Below are 18,383 nucleotides of genomic sequence, written 5' to 3'. Positions count from 1 at the left end.
CTACTTACTCATCCTTTCTTTAACTTCTTCTGTAAGCGATACAATTCGTTCATCGCTTCTAAAGGTGTCATATCAAGTAAATCAATTTTTTTAATTTGCGCAAGTACTGCGCTTTCTTTTTGATCAAGCACAGGCTTGTCTTGTTTTTTTGAAGATTGGTCTCCTCCAAAGAAAGATAGTTGTGACTCTTCTTCAGTCTCTTCTTTCTTTTCTTGTATTTCTGCCGGTTCTTCTTTTACAACTACAGGTTCTGGAACAACTTCTTGTACCTTTACTTCTACACGCTTTGGAATAATAATTTCTTCCTGTCCTTCTAGTTGTGCTAACACTTCTTTCGCGCGGGCGATTAAGCTATCTGGAAGCTCTGCAAGTTGCGCAACGTGAATTCCGTAACTTTTATCAGCTGCTCCATCTTGAATTTTATGAAGGAATACTACTTTTCCATTCTCTTCAATTGCTGAAACGTGTACATTTTTCAGTTGATCTAAACTCTCTTCTAACACAGTCAATTCGTGATAATGCGTAGAGAATAACGTTTTTGCACCAATTTGGTCATGAATATGTTCAATGATTGCTTGTGCAAGTGCCATACCATCATACGTAGATGTACCTCGTCCAATTTCATCGAATAAAATTAAACTTCTTTCTGATGCGTTTGCAATTGCATTTTTCGCTTCTAACATTTCGACCATAAATGTACTTTGACCTGATATTAAATCATCCGCTGCACCAATTCTCGTAAAGATTTGATCAAATACAGGTAATACTGCTTCTGTTGCTGGTACGAAACAACCGATTTGCGACATAACAGTTACAAGTGCTAATTGTCTCATATACGTACTTTTACCAGACATGTTCGGTCCTGTAATTAAAAAGACATCCATCTTCTCTGGCATAATACAATCATTCGGTACATACAATTTCCCGTTCAATACTTTTTCAACGACAGGATGACGACCATCTTTAATAAAGATTTCACGCTTCGTTGTTAGTACAGGTTTTACAAACTGTTCTTCTTCACTAACTGTCGCAAAACTTTGCAGTACGTCTAATTCACTAATTACTTTTGCTAAATGTTGTAATTTCGGAATAAATACTTTTACTTCTTCACGAAGCGCTGTAAATAAATCGTATTCTAGTTGTACAATTTTTTCTTCTGCTTCTAAAATTAACGTTTCTTTTTCTTTCAGTTCATCTGTAATGAAACGTTCAGCATTAGCAAGCGTTTGTTTTCGTTCGTAGCGGCCTTCTGGAAGTGCTGCAAGATTCGCCTTCGTCACTTCAATGTAGTAGCCGAAAATACGGTTGTACCCGATTTTTAACGATTTAACTCCTGTAATATCACGCTCTCGTTTTTCAAGCTCAGCGATCCACGTTTTTCCGTTTTTACTAACGTAACGATATTGATCAAGCTTGTCATTATAACCGTCTTTAATAATATCTCCATCTTTAATAGAAAGCGGTGGGTTTTCTTGAATACTTCTTCCTAGTAATTCAGTTAAGCTCTCACATGGATCCGCTCCTTGAATTAACCTTGCTGCATAAGCATTATCTAACAAACTAATCGCTTCTAAAATAGCTGGCACTTGAAGTAAAGATCGTCTTAACTGTAATAAGTCCCTTGCATTGACATTACCAAATGCAACTTTTCCTGCTAAACGTTCTAAATCATATACTTCTTTTAATTTTTCTTTTAAATCTTCACGTAAGAAGTAATCATTTACAAATGTTTCAACCATTTCTAAACGCTCTTCAACTTTTTCTTTCTGAATAAGTGGACGTTCCATCCACTGTTTTAACATACGACCACCCATAGCTGTTTTTGTTTTATCCAATAGCCATAATAATGATCCTGTTTTTTCTTTCGTTCGAAGTGTTTCCGTCAGCTCTAAATTTCGCTTTGAATGCACATCAATTTTCATAAATTGATTCGTATAATAAATTTCTACAGGTTGTAAATGATCTAATGAACGTTTTTGCGTTCTTATCACATAGTTAAATAAGCGTCCAATTGCTTTAATTAACTTTGCTTGCGAAACATTTTTCACAAGATGTTCTAATCCTTCAGGAATTGCCGTTGCATCTTCATATGAAATTGTCATTTTTAACGTTTCAGTTAATTTATTTAATTCATCTTTAGAAAATGAAGAATCTACAACAATTTCTTTCGAACCAGTTGCATACACTTCCAATAAAATATCTTCTACTGAACCAGTCAATAACGTTACTGTATTTTGTCCAGTCGTTAAATCATTACAAGCTAAAGCATATGATCCATCTTCAAAATGTGTTAATGCGGCTAAGAAGTTGTTTTCTTTCTCATCAATTGTACGCCCTTCCATCATCGTTCCTGGCGTAATTAGTTGTACTACTTCACGGCGCACTACACCTTTAGCTGTTTTTGGATCTTCCACTTGCTCACAAACAGCAACTTTATATCCTTTTTCAACAAGTTGTTCAATATAGTTTTTAGCTGCATGATGGGGTACACCGCACATCGGTATACGATCACTACTGCCACCATCTCGGCTCGTTAATGTAATCTCAAGCTCATGAGCTGCTTTAACGGCATCTTCAAAGAACATTTCATAAAAATCGCCTAATCGGAAAAATAAAAAGGCATCTTGATAGTCTGCCTTAACCTTTAAATATTGCTGTATCATAGGGGTATATTGCGTCATACTTTTCCTCCATAATTCTTACATAGTAATCAATTTTCATATATGTCACATTTCACGGACATCCATATCTCCTATTTCAGGAGTCTATCTTCATTATAACATATTTCATAAAGAATCATGTTCATTCAGCGCCACTTATGTAAAGTAAAAAGCTAGGAAGAACTTCTCCCTAGCTTTCTATTACTCTTCTTCTGCATCAACGATAAAGTTCGGATCTAATTCTTCAAATTCATCATCAGCAATTTGGAAATCATCATCTGATTCTACGCAGCCTTCAGGATTTACACTTACACAAATTTTCGTTTCTCCAACTACTTCTGTTACAAATTCACGTTCTACAGTTACAACAATTTTATTACCGTTTGGTGATACCAGCGCTTCTAAACAATTTGGTGGCTGAATAACACGAGCAATAATTTCTAAATCGTCACCAGAAAAGTTTTTATCACGATAACCAATGCTGACTTCGTCCGTGTAGTTCACGCGTTCTGTTACAACTTCAGTCTTTGTATTTCCATCAAATGAATACCAAGTGTTCACATCATAGAAACCTTCAATTTCCACATGCTTCCCATTCTTTCTTGCTTCGTACGAGTGGTTAATTACCCAGCACCCTAAAATACTTGTTGGTTCATTATTCGATTCACATGTATGCGTTGACTTTGTATACTTACGTCCTTTTCCAACCACTGCTTTTGTAATAATCTCTCTAAATTCGGACATTCGTAACCCTCCTCAATCACTATTCACTTAATCATATGCGTGACAATAGCGGAATGTGTCATTCTTTTTTTGAGAAGAACTTACGTTTAATCAACTAAAAAAAAGAGATGTCAATATGACATCTCTTTAACAACCACAATTTCCTTTTTTACTTTCTACCGCTGCGCCAGTTTCACCCTTAAGTACATCGCCACCAGTTGAAATTAATATTTCATCTGTTACGTTGTTAGAAATTGTACTAGCAACTAACTGTAATAAGTCATTTACATATGTTTGTGAAGATTTAAATTCTTGTACAACTGGAATACTGTCTAACTTATCTTGCAATGCATCAATTTCAGCTTCTACCTTTTTTAAAGCTTCCCATTTCCCGTAATGTTGCAAGTTTACTGCTTGTTTTTGCAGTGCTTTAATTTCATCAATTGCGCGCTTTACATTTTCATTTTTATGAATTTGCGCCTCTGCTTTCTTAAAAAAATCAACCTCTTCTGTTTCAGAAATCATTTTTGCTAATTCTTTCGCTTGTTCAACAATGTCATCTTTCGAATATACTTTCATCTATTATTTCACCTCAATCGGCTCTTCAACTAATTCCCCGTTAAGAGACCAAGTTTTTGCTTCCGTTACTTTTACTTTCACAAGCTGACCAATTAAAGATTTTGAAGCAACGAAGTTTACAAGTTTATTCGTACGAGTATAACCTGCAAGTACTTCCGGATTATTTTTACTTTCCCCATCAACTAACACTTCTACAATTTGACCTTTATAACGACTATTCTTTTCAATTGCCAACGTATTTACTAGTGTATTTAAGCGTTGAAGACGTTCTTTCTTTACTTCCATCGGTACATTATCTTTCATTTTTGCAGCTGGTGTACCTTCGCGAGGAGAATAAATAAATGTAAAGGCAGTATCAAATCCTACTTCACGATATAACGACATCGTTTCTTCAAATTGCTCATCTGTTTCATTTGGGAAACCAACGATAATATCTGTTGTTAATACTGCATCTGGAATTGCTTCTTTAATTTTTCTTACAAGTTCTAAATAATGCTCACGCGAATATTTACGCGCCATAATTTTCAACATATCTGTACTTCCAGATTGAACTGGTAAATGGATATGTTCTACTAGGTTGCCACCTTTGCCAAGTACTTCAATTAAGTGATCATCGAAATCACGTGGATGGCTCGTTGTAAAACGAATACGGGCTATATCAACTTTACGAAGTTCGTCCATTAAATCACCAAGACCGTATTTTACATCTTCAAAATCTTTACCATATGCATTTACGTTCTGTCCAAGTAATGTAATTTCTTTATAACCATTCGCAGCTAAGTGACGAATCTCTTGGATAATATCTTCTGGACGTCTACTTCGCTCTTTTCCTCGTGTATACGGTACAATACAATACGTACAGAACTTATCACAGCCATACATAATATTTACCCAAGCTTTAATATCACCACGGCGTACTTTCGGAAGGTTTTCAATTACGTCCCCTTCTTTTGACCAAACTTCAACTACCGTTTCCTTCGAGAACATCGCATCTTTTAGAATGTACGGTAATCTATGAATATTATGCGTTCCAAACACCATATCTACATGCTGATTTTTTTGCATAATTTTATTTACAACAGATTCTTCTTGAGACATACAACCACATACACCAATTAAAAGGTCCGGATTTCTTCGTTTTAGTGACTTTAAATGGCCTAGTTCACCAAACACTTTATTTTCAGCATTTTCACGAATCGCACAAGTATTTAATAAAACTACATCTGCATCCTCAGTTGAAAAAGTTGGTTCATATCCAAGCGTTGTGAAAATACCTGCCATTACTTCCGTATCATGCTCATTCATTTGACAACCATATGTACGAATATAGAACTTTCGGCCTGTACCAAAATTGCGAAACTCTTCAGGTAAGCCAAAATCCCGTTCAATTTTAACTTCTTCTTTCCCGCGCTTTTTCGCATCCTTTAAGGAAGGTGGTTGATATACACTTTCAAAGTATTTACTATAATCTTTCTCTTCTTTTTTCGTAGAGGAATTAGCTTGTTGACTTGCTAATCGTTGTTGCTCGTTCATCGGTAATCTCCTTTCACCCTTAACTATACACACTCTATAGTCCATTTTAATGCGCTTAGACTCACCTCAAAAATGGTTAGATAGCTTGGAGATAACTTGTCCTTTGAAACTTGAGTAATCAATCTAATCATTCATAAGAATGAAGTCTTCCCCACGCAAATAGACATTCCCTTTTTATCATTTCTTATTGTCCTACCAAAAAGCATATTGCTTTATCCCTATAAACATTACCATAGTATGACGTGTTTCGCCAATTTTAACAATCCAGAGGCCCTTTATTATCTTACATTTCATAAGCAATGAACTTGCCATTTTCATACAACGATTTACATATTATTTTACCATTCTGAATTTTCTAAGTAAATAAAACTACCCTATATTTTTTGCACATAAAAAAGGTTGCCAAATCGGCAACCTCCTCTTCTTACATCACATAAATTCAGCAACAAGCTCATCAAACATTTTCTGATCCATATTTAAATCAGATTTCACTAAAGGCTCTTCACTATAGCCTTTAACAAGTTCTTGATATGATGGTTGCTTAGTATTTTGATAAATTAAACCTGTTACTAAACCGTTATTTTCCATTAACGTTTGCATAGCCATCATGCGATTAGATGGATCATATCCCTCTACTGTGCTTAGTTTCGTTAAATTCTCTTTAAACCAATCGTAAGTATTTACTTTATTGTAAGTAACACATGGGCTAAATACGTTAATTAATGAAAATCCTTTATGGTTAATACCAGCTTCAATAATTTGTGTTAATTCTTTTAAATCACTCGAAAAGCTTTGCGCCACAAATGTCGCACCAGCTGTTAAAGCCATTTCCATTACATTTAGTGATGGTTCAATTGAACCTTGTGGTGTGCTTTTCGTTTTAAATCCAGCTTCACTACGTGGTGAAGTTTGCCCTTTTGTTAATCCGTAAATTTGGTTATCCATTACGATGTACGTAATATCGATATTACGACGAATAGAATGGATTGTATGTCCCATACCAATCGCAAATCCATCACCGTCACCACCTGAAGCGATAACTGTTAAATCACGATTTGCCATTTTCACACCTTGTGCAATCGGAAGGGCACGACCATGAATACTATGCACACCATATGAATTAATATAACCTGAAATACGGCCTGAACAGCCGATACCAGAAATAACAGCAAGTTCATCTGGATTTAAGCCAACGTTAGCTGCTGCACGTTGAATTGCAGCTTGCACTGAGAAGTCTCCGCAACCTGGGCACCAGTTTGGCTTTACACTGTTACGAAAGTCCTTAAATGTTGCCATTTAATACAACCCCTTTTTTGCATTCGTTGTAAATCTCTTTCGGCAAGAATGGGTTTCCATCATATTTTAAAAGACTAGAAATTTTCTCACCATTACCAAGATTCATTTTCATAATGTTAGCAAGTTGACCTGTTGCATTGTTTTCTACTACTACAACACGCTTCGCCTTTTTCACAAGTGGATCGATTTCAGCTGTTGGGAACGGGTGAATTAAACGCACATGAGCATGGTTTACTTTCATACCCTCTTGTTCTAAACGCGTCATTGCCTCTTCGATCGCACCACGAGTTGAGTTAAATCCAACAAGCAATACGTCTGCTTCTTCATGCTTAACATTTTTATAAACAGGGGTATTAAACTTCAAGTTCTCCATTTTACGGAAACGTTTGTCCATTTGATCTTTACGGTTTATTGCTGATTCCGATGGCTTTCCAGTTTCATCATGTTCTACACCTGTAACATGGTGAACACCATTTTTCATACCAGGTAAAACACGCGGCGAAACGCCGTCTTCAGTTACTTCATAACGCTTGAAGTATGCTTTATTTTCACGTTCTGGTAATTCTGCTTCTAAATCAAGCTTACCACGACGGATTTCCACTTTATCTAATTTAAGTGGTTCTACTGTTTGTTTTCCTAACGAAAGCTGTAAATCTGTTAAGAAAATAACAGGAACTTGATATTCTTCAGATAAGTTAAATGCTTCTACAATGTCATAGAAAGCTTCTTCAACTGTACTTGGCGCCATTACGATTTTTGGAATTTCACCATGCGTACCGTAAATCATCGCCATTAAGTCAGACTGTTCTTGTTTCGTTGGTAATCCCGTACTTGGACCACCACGTTGTGTATCAACAATTACTAATGGGGTTTCTGTAATACCTGCTAAACCGATTGCTTCCATCATTAATGACAGACCAGGACCAGCAGATGCAGTTAATGTACGAACACCAGCATAGTTTGCGCCGATTGCCATTGTACAAGCTGCAATTTCATCCTCAGTTTGGATTACTGTTCCGCCGACTTTCGGTAATTTTTTAATTAAGTATTCCATAATTTCTGATGCAGGTGTGATTGGGTATGCTGACATAAAACGAGCACCACCAGCTACCGCACCAAATGCGATTGCATCGTTTCCAATCATAAACATGCGTTTTTTACCATCAGCTTTTTCAAGCTGCATCATGTTTACTTTCTCACCTAGTAATTCTTTCATATATTGAGAGCCGCGTTTAATTGCGTCCATATTCTTTTGAACGACTTGCTCTCCTTTACGACCAAAGATTTCTTCAACAACATCTAAATAAGCTGTTTCGTCTAATCCTAATACTGCACTTGATGCTCCAACAGCGACCATGTTTTTCATTAATGATGTGCCTAATTCTGAAGCAATATCTGTAAACGGTATCACATATAGATTTACATCTGTATTGTCGGGTATTGTTGGATTAAATTTCGCATCCGCAACTACAATTCCACCTGGACGTAGTTCGTGGAAGTTAAAATCAATTGTTTCTTGGTCAAAAGCAATTAAAATATCTAAATCATCTGAGATCGCGCGTACTTCTGTTGTACTTACACGAATTTTATTATTTGTATGGCCGCCTTTTATACGTGATGAGAAGTGGCGGTAACCGTATAGGTAATATCCTAATCGGTTTAATGCAATACAGAAGATTTCTCCTGTACTTTCAATTCCTTCACCTTGTTGGCCTCCAACTTTCCATGAAAGTTGACTAATCATCTCCTACACCCCTTTTGGCTGCATTCATTGTAGTGTATTTTTTTACAGTAATAGTTTAGCATTTTTTATGCAAATAAACTACAACGGACGCAAATTATGCCTCTTCTGATTTCCCTGAATCTTTAGTATAAAGCTATTTTGTTTTTCATTCTAGTATTAGGTCTTAAAAAAAGCAATAAAATCAAATGAATTAATTTTAATTTTTCTGAATTTTAAACCACAAACTTAAAAACTCATATGTTCAACAAAATTATCATATAAAAATCTTTCTACAGTAGATGCAGCATAGTATTTATAAAGCTCATTCATGACATTTTCATAATCTCCATAGGCAGATACATTGACAACCGTATCTACAATCCCATCAAAATCTGAACCAAACCCTATATTGTTTTCTCCACCTAGCGAGCAAATATATTCGATATGTTTTATGATATCAGTTATATTTGCTTGCCTTTCACTTGTTAGAAACTGCGGTACAAAAGTGACACCGATCATGCCATTTTTCTTTATAAGAGCTTTAAGTTGTTCATCGTTTAAATTACGTGGGTGCTCGCAAAGTTTCATACAATTTGAGTGGGAAGCAATAGGATTTTTTGCAATCTCTATAACATCCCAAAAACTTCTTTCATTTAGATGAGACACATCAGTCCATACATGTAGCGCATTCAGTTCTTGTACAACCTGTTTACCAAAATTCGTTAAACCCGCCCCACGTGTCTCTAGCGCACCATCAGCTAAGAGATTAGCATAATTCCATGTTAGTCCAAAAGAACGTACTCCTAGGCGATACAACAACCGTAATTTCATTGCTTCTTTTCCAATTGCTTCGCATCCTTCTAGTGTTAATATCGCTCCAACCTCGTCCTGTTTTAACATGTTAATATCATCTTGTGTCTGAATAAACTTTACACTTGGTAGGGATAAAATTTCATTATAAAAAATATCTACCATTTGTAATGCTGCTTCAAATCGGTTTTCATATGCCACTGTTTCTGGTACATATATAGCAAAACATTGTATACTTCCTTTTCTTCTCTTTAACTGTTCAAATGTAATATGTAATTGTGAATCATCGTTAAAATTCCTTTTCCCTTGTGCACTCCATAACTGAAGAAGCACGTCACAATGAGCATCAAAAATTTTCATTTTCATTCCTCCATTATAAAAACAACCTGTTTGCATACTGCAAACAGGTTGTTTAAAACTTAACGAGGTTCTACAATTAATTTTATTGCTGTACGCTCTTCGCCATCAATCATAATATCTGTAAACGCTGGGATACAAATCAGGTCCAAACCACTAGGCGCTACAAATCCTCTTGCGATTGCTACTGCCTTTACCGCTTGGTTCAATGCACCTGCACCAATAGCTTGAATTTCTGCTGTTCCGCGTTCGCGAATAACACCTGCAAGTGCACCAGCTACAGAATTAGGGACCGACGTTGCTTTAACTTTTAATATTTCCATTCCGCGTTTCCTCCTCGTTTCTTTAAAAAGTATTAGCAATTATTTCACTTTAACTTATATTCACGAGGAATGGCGCGTATTCCTGCTAAATTTTCGTAATTTTTCTAAAAAATTAAAATATAATAACTTATCTAAAATTTAACGGAAATTTACTCAAAAAATGGTTGATCGTCATTAATTAAAATGCGCTCAATTTTCTTTGCTTTTCCTGTATTTGGATCCACATCAATTAACACTGCACTTAATTGCGTTCTACCACTTGTTACTTCAAATCGTACCGGTAAGTTCGTTAAAAACTTCTTCAATACCGCTTCTCGGTCCATACCTAATATTCCATCATATGGCCCTGTCATCCCAACATCTGTAATATATGCCGTTCCGCTTGGTAAAATACGGTTATCCGCTGTAGGGACATGCGTATGCGTACCTACTACTGCTGTAGCGCGTCCATCTACATACCAACCTAGCGCTTGTTTTTCACTTGTAGTCTCCGCATGGAAATCAACAAAGATAATATTCGTACGTTTTTTCGCAATATTAATTAATTCATCCACTTTACGGAATGGACAATCAATCGGAGGAAGGAAAGTACGTCCTTGTAAGTTAATAACTGCAACTTCTGTTCCATTACAGTTCACAAAGATAAGTCCTTTTCCTGGAGTTCCTTCTGGGAAGTTAGCTGGTCTTGCAAGATATTTTGCATCATCGATGAATTCAAATACTTCACGATTATCCCAAGCGTGGTTTCCAAGTGTAACTGCTTGCGCCCCACATTCTAAAAAGTTTCGATATATTTTTTCTGTAATCCCACGGCCACCTGCTGCGTTTTCTCCATTAATGATTGTTACTGTAGGTGTATATTTTTTCTTTAATGCCGGTACGTATTGTTGAATCATACCTCTACCAGGAGATCCTACTACATCCCCAACAAATAATATTCTCATATGTCTTACCCTTTCTATGTACTGCATTTTTTATTGCTATAGCATTAAGGAAATTCCTTATAATATGTTTATTATAAGTTTGTTTCACTTTTACGCTATATAACTAACTGTCTTTATTTTATCCAATTCCAACACAAAAAAATAAAGTGGTGTTTCACCACTTTATTTTGCGTATTCCACTGCACGTGTTTCACGAATAACAGTTACTTTAATATGTCCTGGGTAATCCAGTTCATTTTCAATACGTTTTCGGATATCACGAGCTAAACGATGAGCTTCTAAATCATCGATTGTATCTGGTTTTACCAAAATACGAACTTCACGTCCTGCTTGAATTGCAAATGATTTTTCAACGCCTTCATAAGACTCTGAAATCTCTTCTAACTTTTCAAGACGACGAATGTAGTTTTCAAGCGTTTCACTACGAGCTCCCGGTCTTGCAGCTGATAAAGCATCTGCTGCTGCAACTAAAACTGCAATGATAGAAGTTGGTTCTGTGTCACCATGGTGAGATGCGATACTGTTTATAACTACAGGATGCTCTTTATATTTCGTTGCGAGTTCAACACCAATTTCAACGTGGCTACCTTCTACTTCATGGTCAATCGCTTTTCCGATATCATGTAATAGACCAGCACGTCTTGCTAGTTTTTCATCCTCGCCAAGCTCTGCTGCCATAAGTCCAGTTAAATATGCAACTTCCATAGAGTGTTTTAAGACGTTTTGTCCATAACTTGTACGGTATTTTAAACGACCTAAAATTTTAATTAAATCTGGGTGTAATCCGTGAACACCCACTTCAAACGTTGTTTGCTCTCCGACTTCGCGAATATACTCGTCCACTTCACGTCTTGATTTTTCGACCATCTCTTCAATACGCGCTGGGTGAATACGTCCGTCCTGTACTAGTTTATCAAGAGCGATACGAGCTGTTTCACGACGAATTGGATCGAATCCAGAAAGGATTACCGCCTCTGGTGTATCATCGATAATTAAGTCAATACCCGTTAACGTTTCTAACGTACGAATATTACGACCTTCACGCCCGATAATACGTCCCTTCATTTCGTCATTTGGAAGATTTACAACCGAAACGGTTGTTTCAGCAACATGATCAGCTGCACATCTTTGCATTGCAAGAGATAAAATCTCTTTTGCTTTCTTATCCGCTTCTTCTTTCGCGCGAACTTCACTTTCTTTTACCATAACAGCGATTTCATGAGAAACTTCATTTTCTACTTTACCAAGAATAATTGCTTTCGCTTGTTCGCGTGTCAGATTGGAAATGCGCTCTAATTCTGTTTGTTGCTTTTGAACTAACTCTCCCACTTTGCTTTCCAACTCTTCAATCTGTTGTTGTCTCGCTACAAGAGAATCCTCTTTCTTCTCTAACTGCTGCTCGCGTTTATCGAGCGTTTCGTCTTTACGATCAAGGTTCTCTTCTTTTTGCATTAAACGATTTTCTTGTTTTTGTAATTCGCTTCTACGGTCACGAATTTCTAATTCAGCTTCTGTACGAAGTGTATGAATTTCATCCTTTGCTTCTAAAAGCGCTTCTTTCTTAAGTGCTTCAGCCTCACGATTCGCTTCGTCTAGAATACGTTTCGCTTCATTAGCCGCACCATTAATCTTCGCTTCAGCAATAGACTTTCGAACAAAAAAGCCAACAACTGCACCGACTGTTGTTGCAAGCAAAATGGAGATGAGTATCCAAACTGTACTACTCATGATTTCACCTCCCCTTGCTATGAATGAAAAAAGACTGTCGGCATGTACATTAAATTACAACATACAGCAAAGACCGTCGTCCCGCTTTTTTAAGGGACTTTCTTCATTTCACAATTAAAATGTCATATTATTATTTCGGTAAGTTTTAAACCTTACTCCGAATATTACTTCTCTTCTTGAGAAGAGTATATCGTATATAAGAAAAAATATACATTCTCATTGTATCTATCGTAATTTTCATTGTCAAGCGTTGTCTACTTTTACTTTCTTTACCTTCAGTCCTGAATGTTATCTGAATTTGAAAAATTGATAGCATATTATCCTGGAAAACCTTAGTAAATACCATTTTATTCCCTTAAAACGCATGAATATTCCTCTTTACACATCCCATTTGAGTCAAAAAAATATTTTAACCACTACGATAGATACCCCTTTAATAGAAGGTAAAAAAATAAAAGACACGGGACCCGTGTCTTTTATTTTTTAATCTTGAAGAGTTGAATCTTCCGTGTCTTCCACACCAGAATCTTCACCAATTCCGTGATGATCACGAACAAAGAAGGCAATTTCCTCTCTTAAGTCCGTATTCTCTTTTAAGAATTGCTTCGAATTTTCACGACCTTGTCCTAAACGTTCTTCATTATAAGAATACCAAGCACCGCTCTTTTGAACGATATCAAGCTCAGAAGCCATATCCAAGATTTCACCTTCTCTTGAAATACCTTCTCCGTACATAATATCAACTTCAGCAACACGGAATGGTGGCGCTACTTTATTTTTCACTACTTTTACTTTTGTTTTATTACCAACGATGTCGTTACCTTGCTTTAATTGCTCCGCACGACGCACTTCAAGACGGACAGTTGAATAGAATTTCAACGCACGACCACCTGGAGTTGTTTCTGGCACTATCTATAGATTTTCCATCTCTATAGTCTGGACTATCTCTTCATCTCTTTACAGAGAGCCTTGCACTTCCAGCAGTAGCCTATCATCTGCCGTACCCTACTCAGTTAACTAAAAGTCCTTTTCGGTAGTCTCTACACCTTCCCCATATCACTATGGAGCTTGGCACGGTATTACCCTAAATAATGGTGGGCTTCACCGTTAGCAACTATATGGATAGTTACACCCTTAGGCAATAAGGTTCACAAGGTTTTTTAACATGCTATCACTAGCAAGGGAAACCCATGGTAAACTCCTTAATCTTTTCGATTAAGCAACTTGTAGTTGATTTCCGAACATAACCCCAACTTTTTCACGAATTTGGTTAATAAAGATTGCAATTGTTTTTGATTTGTTGATTGCTCCTGAAAGCTTGCGAAGTGCTTGTGACATTAAACGTGCTTGTAAACCTACGTGTGAGTCACCCATGTCTCCTTCAATCTCTGCTTTCGGTACAAGAGCTGCTACAGAGTCAATTACGATAATGTCAACCGCACCACTTCGTACAAGTGCTTCTGCGATTTCTAATCCTTGCTCCCCTGTATCAGGCTGTGATAATAGTAATTCATCTATGTTAACGCCTAATTTTTGTGCATATACAGGATCCATTGCGTGCTCCGCATCGATGAATGCTGCTTGTCCACCTTGACGTTGTACTTCTGCAATTGCATGTAATGAAACTGTCGTTTTACCTGAACTTTCAGGTCCGTAAATTTCGATAATACGGCCACGTGGGTATCCGCCTACCCCTAGCGCCACATCAAGTGCTAAAGAACCACTTGAAATTGTAGAAATTCTACGTTCCGCTTGTTCTCCTAATTTCATAATTGAACCTTTACCGAATTGCTTCTCTATTTGTTTTAACGCCATATCTAATGCCGCTTGACGATCACTCATTCAAAATTCCTCCTTAACTGAATTGCTAATCTTATTATACCTATTTTCAATTCAATTTGCCAACAAAAATCGAACATTTATTCGATTTTTTTATTTTCCATCACACAAATACGGAATTTAACTATAAAAAAAGCTAGAAGAGACTTATATCTCTTCTAGCTTTTTATATAAATGATAAAATCCATATTTTGCTGATCGTTCTCTAATTTGTTGACGACTTCCACTTAAATTAAGAGGAAAGACTGCAGTTTGTTCACCTTTAATCGCTAATCCAACAAATACTGTTCCTGGCTCTTTCTGTTCTGACGCATCTGGCCCTGCTACCCCAGTGAAACTAATTCCGATATCCGCTTTTAATAAATCCTTAACATTTTCAGCAAGATAACGAGCACATTCCTTACTAACTGCACCATCAGTATGCAATACTTCTTCAGGCACACGTAAAACATGTTGCTTCACATCATTATGATAACAAATGACACCGCCCTTAAATACAGAAGAAACACCAGCATTTTCAGTTACTTGATTTCCAAAAAGACCACCTGTTAAACTTTCTGCACATGCTAAAGTTAACCCTTTTCTCTTCAATAACTCGATTGCCTTATAATGCAAAAATTCTTGGTCATATCCGTAGAAAAATTCTCCTACTCTTTCTAAAATCAAATCTTCCACATGTTGAATTAGTTTCTCCGCTTCGCTAACATTTTGATGCTTAGCAGTTAAACGTAATGTCACTTCTCCATCATTTGCTAGCGGGGCAATTGTTGGGTTTGTTTGTCCATCAATTAAATCTTGAACTTTCACCTCTAATTGGGACTCCCCAATACCGAAGAAACGAAGCACACGTGAATAAATGTTTTCTCCTGTTGTAAAATTACGTAAAAAAGGCTCTACGTAACTTACATACATTGGTTTCATTTCTTTTGGCGGCCCTGGTAATAAAATATAAACTTTTCCGTTCTTATTTACCCCCATACCCGGCGCCATACCGTGGTCATTTGCAAATACTGTTGCTCCATTTAAAACGAGCGCTTGCTTTTTATTATTCTCCGTAAATTCACGGCCTGTACGCTTAAAGTAATTACTTATTAAGGCTAATGCCTTTTCATCATACACAAGCTTTTCATCTAAACTAGTCGCTATTGTTTCTTTCGTTAAATCATCTTTTGTCGGCCCTAACCCACCTGTAAAAATAAGGATATCAGCACGTTCTTCCGCAGCTTCAATTGCCTTTTGCAGTCGCTTATTATTATCACCAACAACAGTATGATAGTACACGTTAATTCCAATTGAAGCCAACTTTTCAGATAAAAACTGGGCATTTGTATTTGCAATTTGTCCAAGTAATAATTCAGTTCCAACCGCAATAATCTCAGCATTCATCCCAATTCCCCCACAAACTTCTATTTTGAGTTTACAAATGCAGCTCTATTTTTCCAGAAATAATCCCATCCTGAAATAACAGTAAAGATTAATGCAATCCATATGAAGATATCCGCAACTGGAATATGGATTAAATTTAAAGGTACATCGTGTAATAAATATGCTGCAATCGCAATAATTTGTGTCCATGTCTTAATTTTCCCTAGCTGATTTGCCGCAACTACTTCCCCTGTTCCAGCAAGTACAAGACGTAAACCTGTTACAGCAAACTCACGACTGATAATTACAATAACAATCCAAGCCGGTACATATCGCATCTCTACCAATGTAATAAGTGCTGCTGAAACAAGTAATTTATCAGCTAACGGATCAAGAAACTTTCCTAAGTTCGTTACAAGATTATACTTCCTTGCGTAATGTCCATCAATCCAATCTGTAGCTGAAGCAACGATAAAGATAAGTGCCCCCACTAAATGTTGAATTGGTAAATCAACATCACCAATTGTGTATGAACCCCAATTAAAGGGCGCTAACATAATTACCATGAAAATTGGAATTAAGAAGATTCTAGATATTGTAATTTTATTTGGTAAATTCACAGCTATTCCTCCATCATATCAAAAACATTTGTTCATTGAAAAAAGTCATCGAAGCGATGACTGTTATTGTGCAGGTTGCCCTATCCCTTGGTTTTTTATCACCAATCTTTGGTGAAGTTCTTTTTCTGGGTCCAATGGGAAAGCAACCACTTGGCCATTCAGTTTAACTTCAACATTCGTTGCATTTCCAATATTAAGTCGTACTTCTTTTAATGTTGATACATCACGTTTTTCTGTTTGACCACCTTGTACTGTAGTGTTTAAAATTTCGTTACCCGCATCATCTTTAACATCTACATAGCTTGTACCCTTCGCTATGATTTCCAATTCTAACGTTTTATTATTATGAATTTCCAAAGTAGATACCTTACCAGTTGTTCCAACTACTTTCACTTCTTGCTGTCCCGTTGGTGGTGCTGGTTGCTCTTCTTTCTTTGGTTCTTCTTTCTTTGGTTCCTCTTTTTTTGGCTCTTCCGCTTTCGCTTCATCTTTCTTCGTATCTAACGGAGAATCTTTTGCTTTTTGAACTTCAATTTTCTCACTTTGAGCACTCGGAACTTTTTCATCATCTTTTCCAGTTAACGCTTGAAACACAAACCAGATTACCACTCCAACTGCGATTACTAACAACGCAACTAAGATTTTCGGCATGTGATCTGCAATTGGCCATGATGAAGATTTTTGCATTGTTTCTTGTGTTTTTTGTCCCGTTGATACTTGTGGAACTTCACGCTTTTCAGATTGTGGTATCGTACTCTGATGTTCTACAAGCAGTTCCTCTCCATTTAATCCAACCGCATCTGCGTATTGTTTAATGAATGCACGCGCATAAAAAGCTCCTGGCAATACATCATAATTGCCTTCTTCAATTGCCACTAAATGGCGTTTTTGAATTTTTGTAATCTCATGCAGCTGATCAATAGTCAAGCCTTTCGCTTCTCTTGCTTCTTTCAGCTTTTGTCCCAATTCCGTCACTACTAACACCTCAATATTTCTTTAAAAGTCAAACATAGAGAAATTATTTTGCGTACCTTGCTCAATTTCATCTACTAAATTATATTGAATTTCTTCATCATAATCGTTGCGCAACTCGATAATATAATCAAAATCATCCAATGTGTATTCTGACTGACTCACAAATACATCAGGATGTTCTACAACTTTTGTTGCAGGCAATCTCATAATTTCACGAACGAGCTGCCAATGTCTTTCGTTAGCACGCTTCGTTGACACAATTCCATCTAGGATGAAAATATTGTCATCGCTATACTCATCTTCAATTAATTGACTACGAACAGTTTGCTTAATAAGAGTAGATGATACAAATAACCACCTTTTATTTGCACAAACACTTGCAGCAACAATGGATTCTGTTTTTCCGACACGAGGCATTCCGCGTATCCCAATTAGTTTATGGCCTTCTTTTTTCATAATTTCTGCCATAAAGTCTACAAGTAAGCCTAATTCATCACGCACAAATCGAAATGTTTTCTTATCATCTGCATCTCGTTGTATGTACCTACCATGCCTAACCGCTAGCTTATCTCTTAGCTTGGGCGGACGATATTTCGTTACCGTTATGTTATCCATCGTATTTAAAATTGATTCAAGTCTAGAGATTTGCTCTTGATTATCACACATAAGAAGTAACCCACGTCGTGCATTATCTACACCATTAATTGTGACAATATTAATGCCGAGCATACCGATTAACGAAGAAACGTCACCAAGCAAGCCAGGTCGGTTTTTATGTATTTCATATTCAAAATACCATTCAATCATCCAAGATCACTCCCCTTGCTTACTTTACACCTACGTACTATATTATATGATTTCACCTTAATAGGGAAGCTAAATGTATAATCTATCCTGTGTAATTATTA

Annotated in this window: 14 protein-coding genes and 2 pseudogenes; all 16 read right to left on the bottom strand. The window is 36.6% G+C overall.

Annotated features, from left to right (window positions below):
- Positions 1–8: 8 nt before the first annotated feature.
- The 16 genes and pseudogenes from mutS to IBT51_RS06645 all read right to left on the bottom strand — a co-directional run bounded on the left by mutS (position 9) and on the right by IBT51_RS06645 (position 18,282).
- Positions 9–2,681, bottom strand: a complete 2,673-nt coding sequence (gene mutS / locus IBT51_RS06720; RefSeq protein ID WP_000195993.1) for a DNA mismatch repair protein MutS — start codon at positions 2,679–2,681, stop codon at positions 9–11.
- Between the two features lie 180 nt (positions 2,682–2,861).
- On the bottom strand, positions 2,862–3,404 hold the full coding sequence (gene cotE / locus IBT51_RS06715; RefSeq protein ID WP_001288799.1) for an outer spore coat protein CotE: 543 nt from the start codon (positions 3,402–3,404) through the stop codon (positions 2,862–2,864).
- Between the two features lie 126 nt (positions 3,405–3,530).
- A complete protein-coding gene (locus tag IBT51_RS06710; RefSeq protein ID WP_000870460.1) occupies positions 3,531–3,962 on the bottom strand; it encodes a YlbF/YmcA family competence regulator in 432 nt (143 codons plus the stop codon).
- Positions 3,963–3,965: 3 nt separating this feature from the next.
- Positions 3,966–5,495 carry a tRNA (N6-isopentenyl adenosine(37)-C2)-methylthiotransferase MiaB gene (miaB, locus tag IBT51_RS06705; protein WP_001005393.1) on the bottom strand — a complete coding sequence of 510 codons (1,530 nt, stop codon included), beginning with the start codon at positions 5,493–5,495 and terminating at the stop codon, positions 3,966–3,968.
- Positions 5,496–5,924: 429 nt separating this feature from the next.
- Positions 5,925–6,791 (bottom strand): 2-oxoacid:ferredoxin oxidoreductase subunit beta, encoded by an 867-nt coding sequence (locus IBT51_RS06700; protein ID WP_000190155.1) that lies wholly within the window; start codon positions 6,789–6,791, stop codon positions 5,925–5,927.
- The gene (locus tag IBT51_RS06695; RefSeq protein WP_000625417.1) at positions 6,778–8,535 is read right to left on the bottom strand and encodes a 2-oxoacid:acceptor oxidoreductase subunit alpha; all 1,758 of its coding nucleotides are present in this window, start codon (positions 8,533–8,535) and stop codon (positions 6,778–6,780) included. The genes IBT51_RS06700 and IBT51_RS06695 overlap by 14 nt, the downstream gene beginning before the upstream one ends.
- 225 nt (positions 8,536–8,760) lie before the next feature.
- Positions 8,761–9,684 carry a dipeptidase gene (locus IBT51_RS06690; RefSeq protein ID WP_053563766.1) on the bottom strand — a complete coding sequence of 308 codons (924 nt, stop codon included), beginning with the start codon at positions 9,682–9,684 and terminating at the stop codon, positions 8,761–8,763.
- 59 nt (positions 9,685–9,743) lie between these two features.
- Positions 9,744–10,004, bottom strand: coding sequence for a stage V sporulation protein SpoVS (spoVS, locus tag IBT51_RS06685; RefSeq protein ID WP_000404341.1), 261 nt, complete (start codon positions 10,002–10,004; stop codon positions 9,744–9,746).
- Positions 10,005–10,153: 149 nt separating this feature from the next.
- Positions 10,154–10,948 (bottom strand): TIGR00282 family metallophosphoesterase, encoded by a 795-nt coding sequence (locus IBT51_RS06680; protein WP_001221097.1) that lies wholly within the window; start codon positions 10,946–10,948, stop codon positions 10,154–10,156.
- Positions 10,949–11,110: 162 nt separating this feature from the next.
- Positions 11,111–12,676, bottom strand: coding sequence for a ribonuclease Y (rny, locus tag IBT51_RS06675; protein ID WP_000099769.1), 1,566 nt, complete (start codon positions 12,674–12,676; stop codon positions 11,111–11,113).
- A gap of 483 nt (positions 12,677–13,159) precedes the next feature.
- Positions 13,160–13,582, bottom strand: a pseudogene (locus tag IBT51_RS06670) (recombinase RecA family protein); the annotation flags it as partial.
- A 327-nt stretch (positions 13,583–13,909) separates the two neighbouring features.
- Positions 13,910–14,518, bottom strand: a pseudogene (gene recA / locus IBT51_RS06665) (recombinase RecA); the annotation flags it as partial.
- A gap of 144 nt (positions 14,519–14,662) precedes the next feature.
- On the bottom strand, positions 14,663–15,901 hold the full coding sequence (gene cinA, locus IBT51_RS06660; protein ID WP_029443109.1) for a competence/damage-inducible protein CinA: 1,239 nt from the start codon (positions 15,899–15,901) through the stop codon (positions 14,663–14,665).
- A gap of 20 nt (positions 15,902–15,921) precedes the next feature.
- Complete coding sequence (gene pgsA, locus IBT51_RS06655) at positions 15,922–16,500, bottom strand: CDP-diacylglycerol--glycerol-3-phosphate 3-phosphatidyltransferase (protein WP_001052977.1); 579 nt, start codon at positions 16,498–16,500, stop codon at positions 15,922–15,924.
- 63 nt (positions 16,501–16,563) lie between these two features.
- A complete protein-coding gene (locus IBT51_RS06650) occupies positions 16,564–17,475 on the bottom strand; it encodes a helix-turn-helix domain-containing protein (protein WP_000137474.1) in 912 nt (303 codons plus the stop codon).
- A 21-nt stretch (positions 17,476–17,496) separates the two neighbouring features.
- Positions 17,497–18,282 carry a DUF3388 domain-containing protein gene (locus IBT51_RS06645; RefSeq protein ID WP_000574107.1) on the bottom strand — a complete coding sequence of 262 codons (786 nt, stop codon included), beginning with the start codon at positions 18,280–18,282 and terminating at the stop codon, positions 17,497–17,499.
- Between the last annotated feature and the right edge of the window lie 101 nt (positions 18,283–18,383).

The organism is Bacillus sp. S71 (assembly GCF_016625265.1).
In the GTDB taxonomy this organism is placed as follows: Bacteria; Bacillota; Bacilli; order Bacillales; family Bacillaceae_G; genus Bacillus_A; species Bacillus_A cereus.
This window is presented reverse-complemented; position numbering and strand designations above follow the sequence as displayed.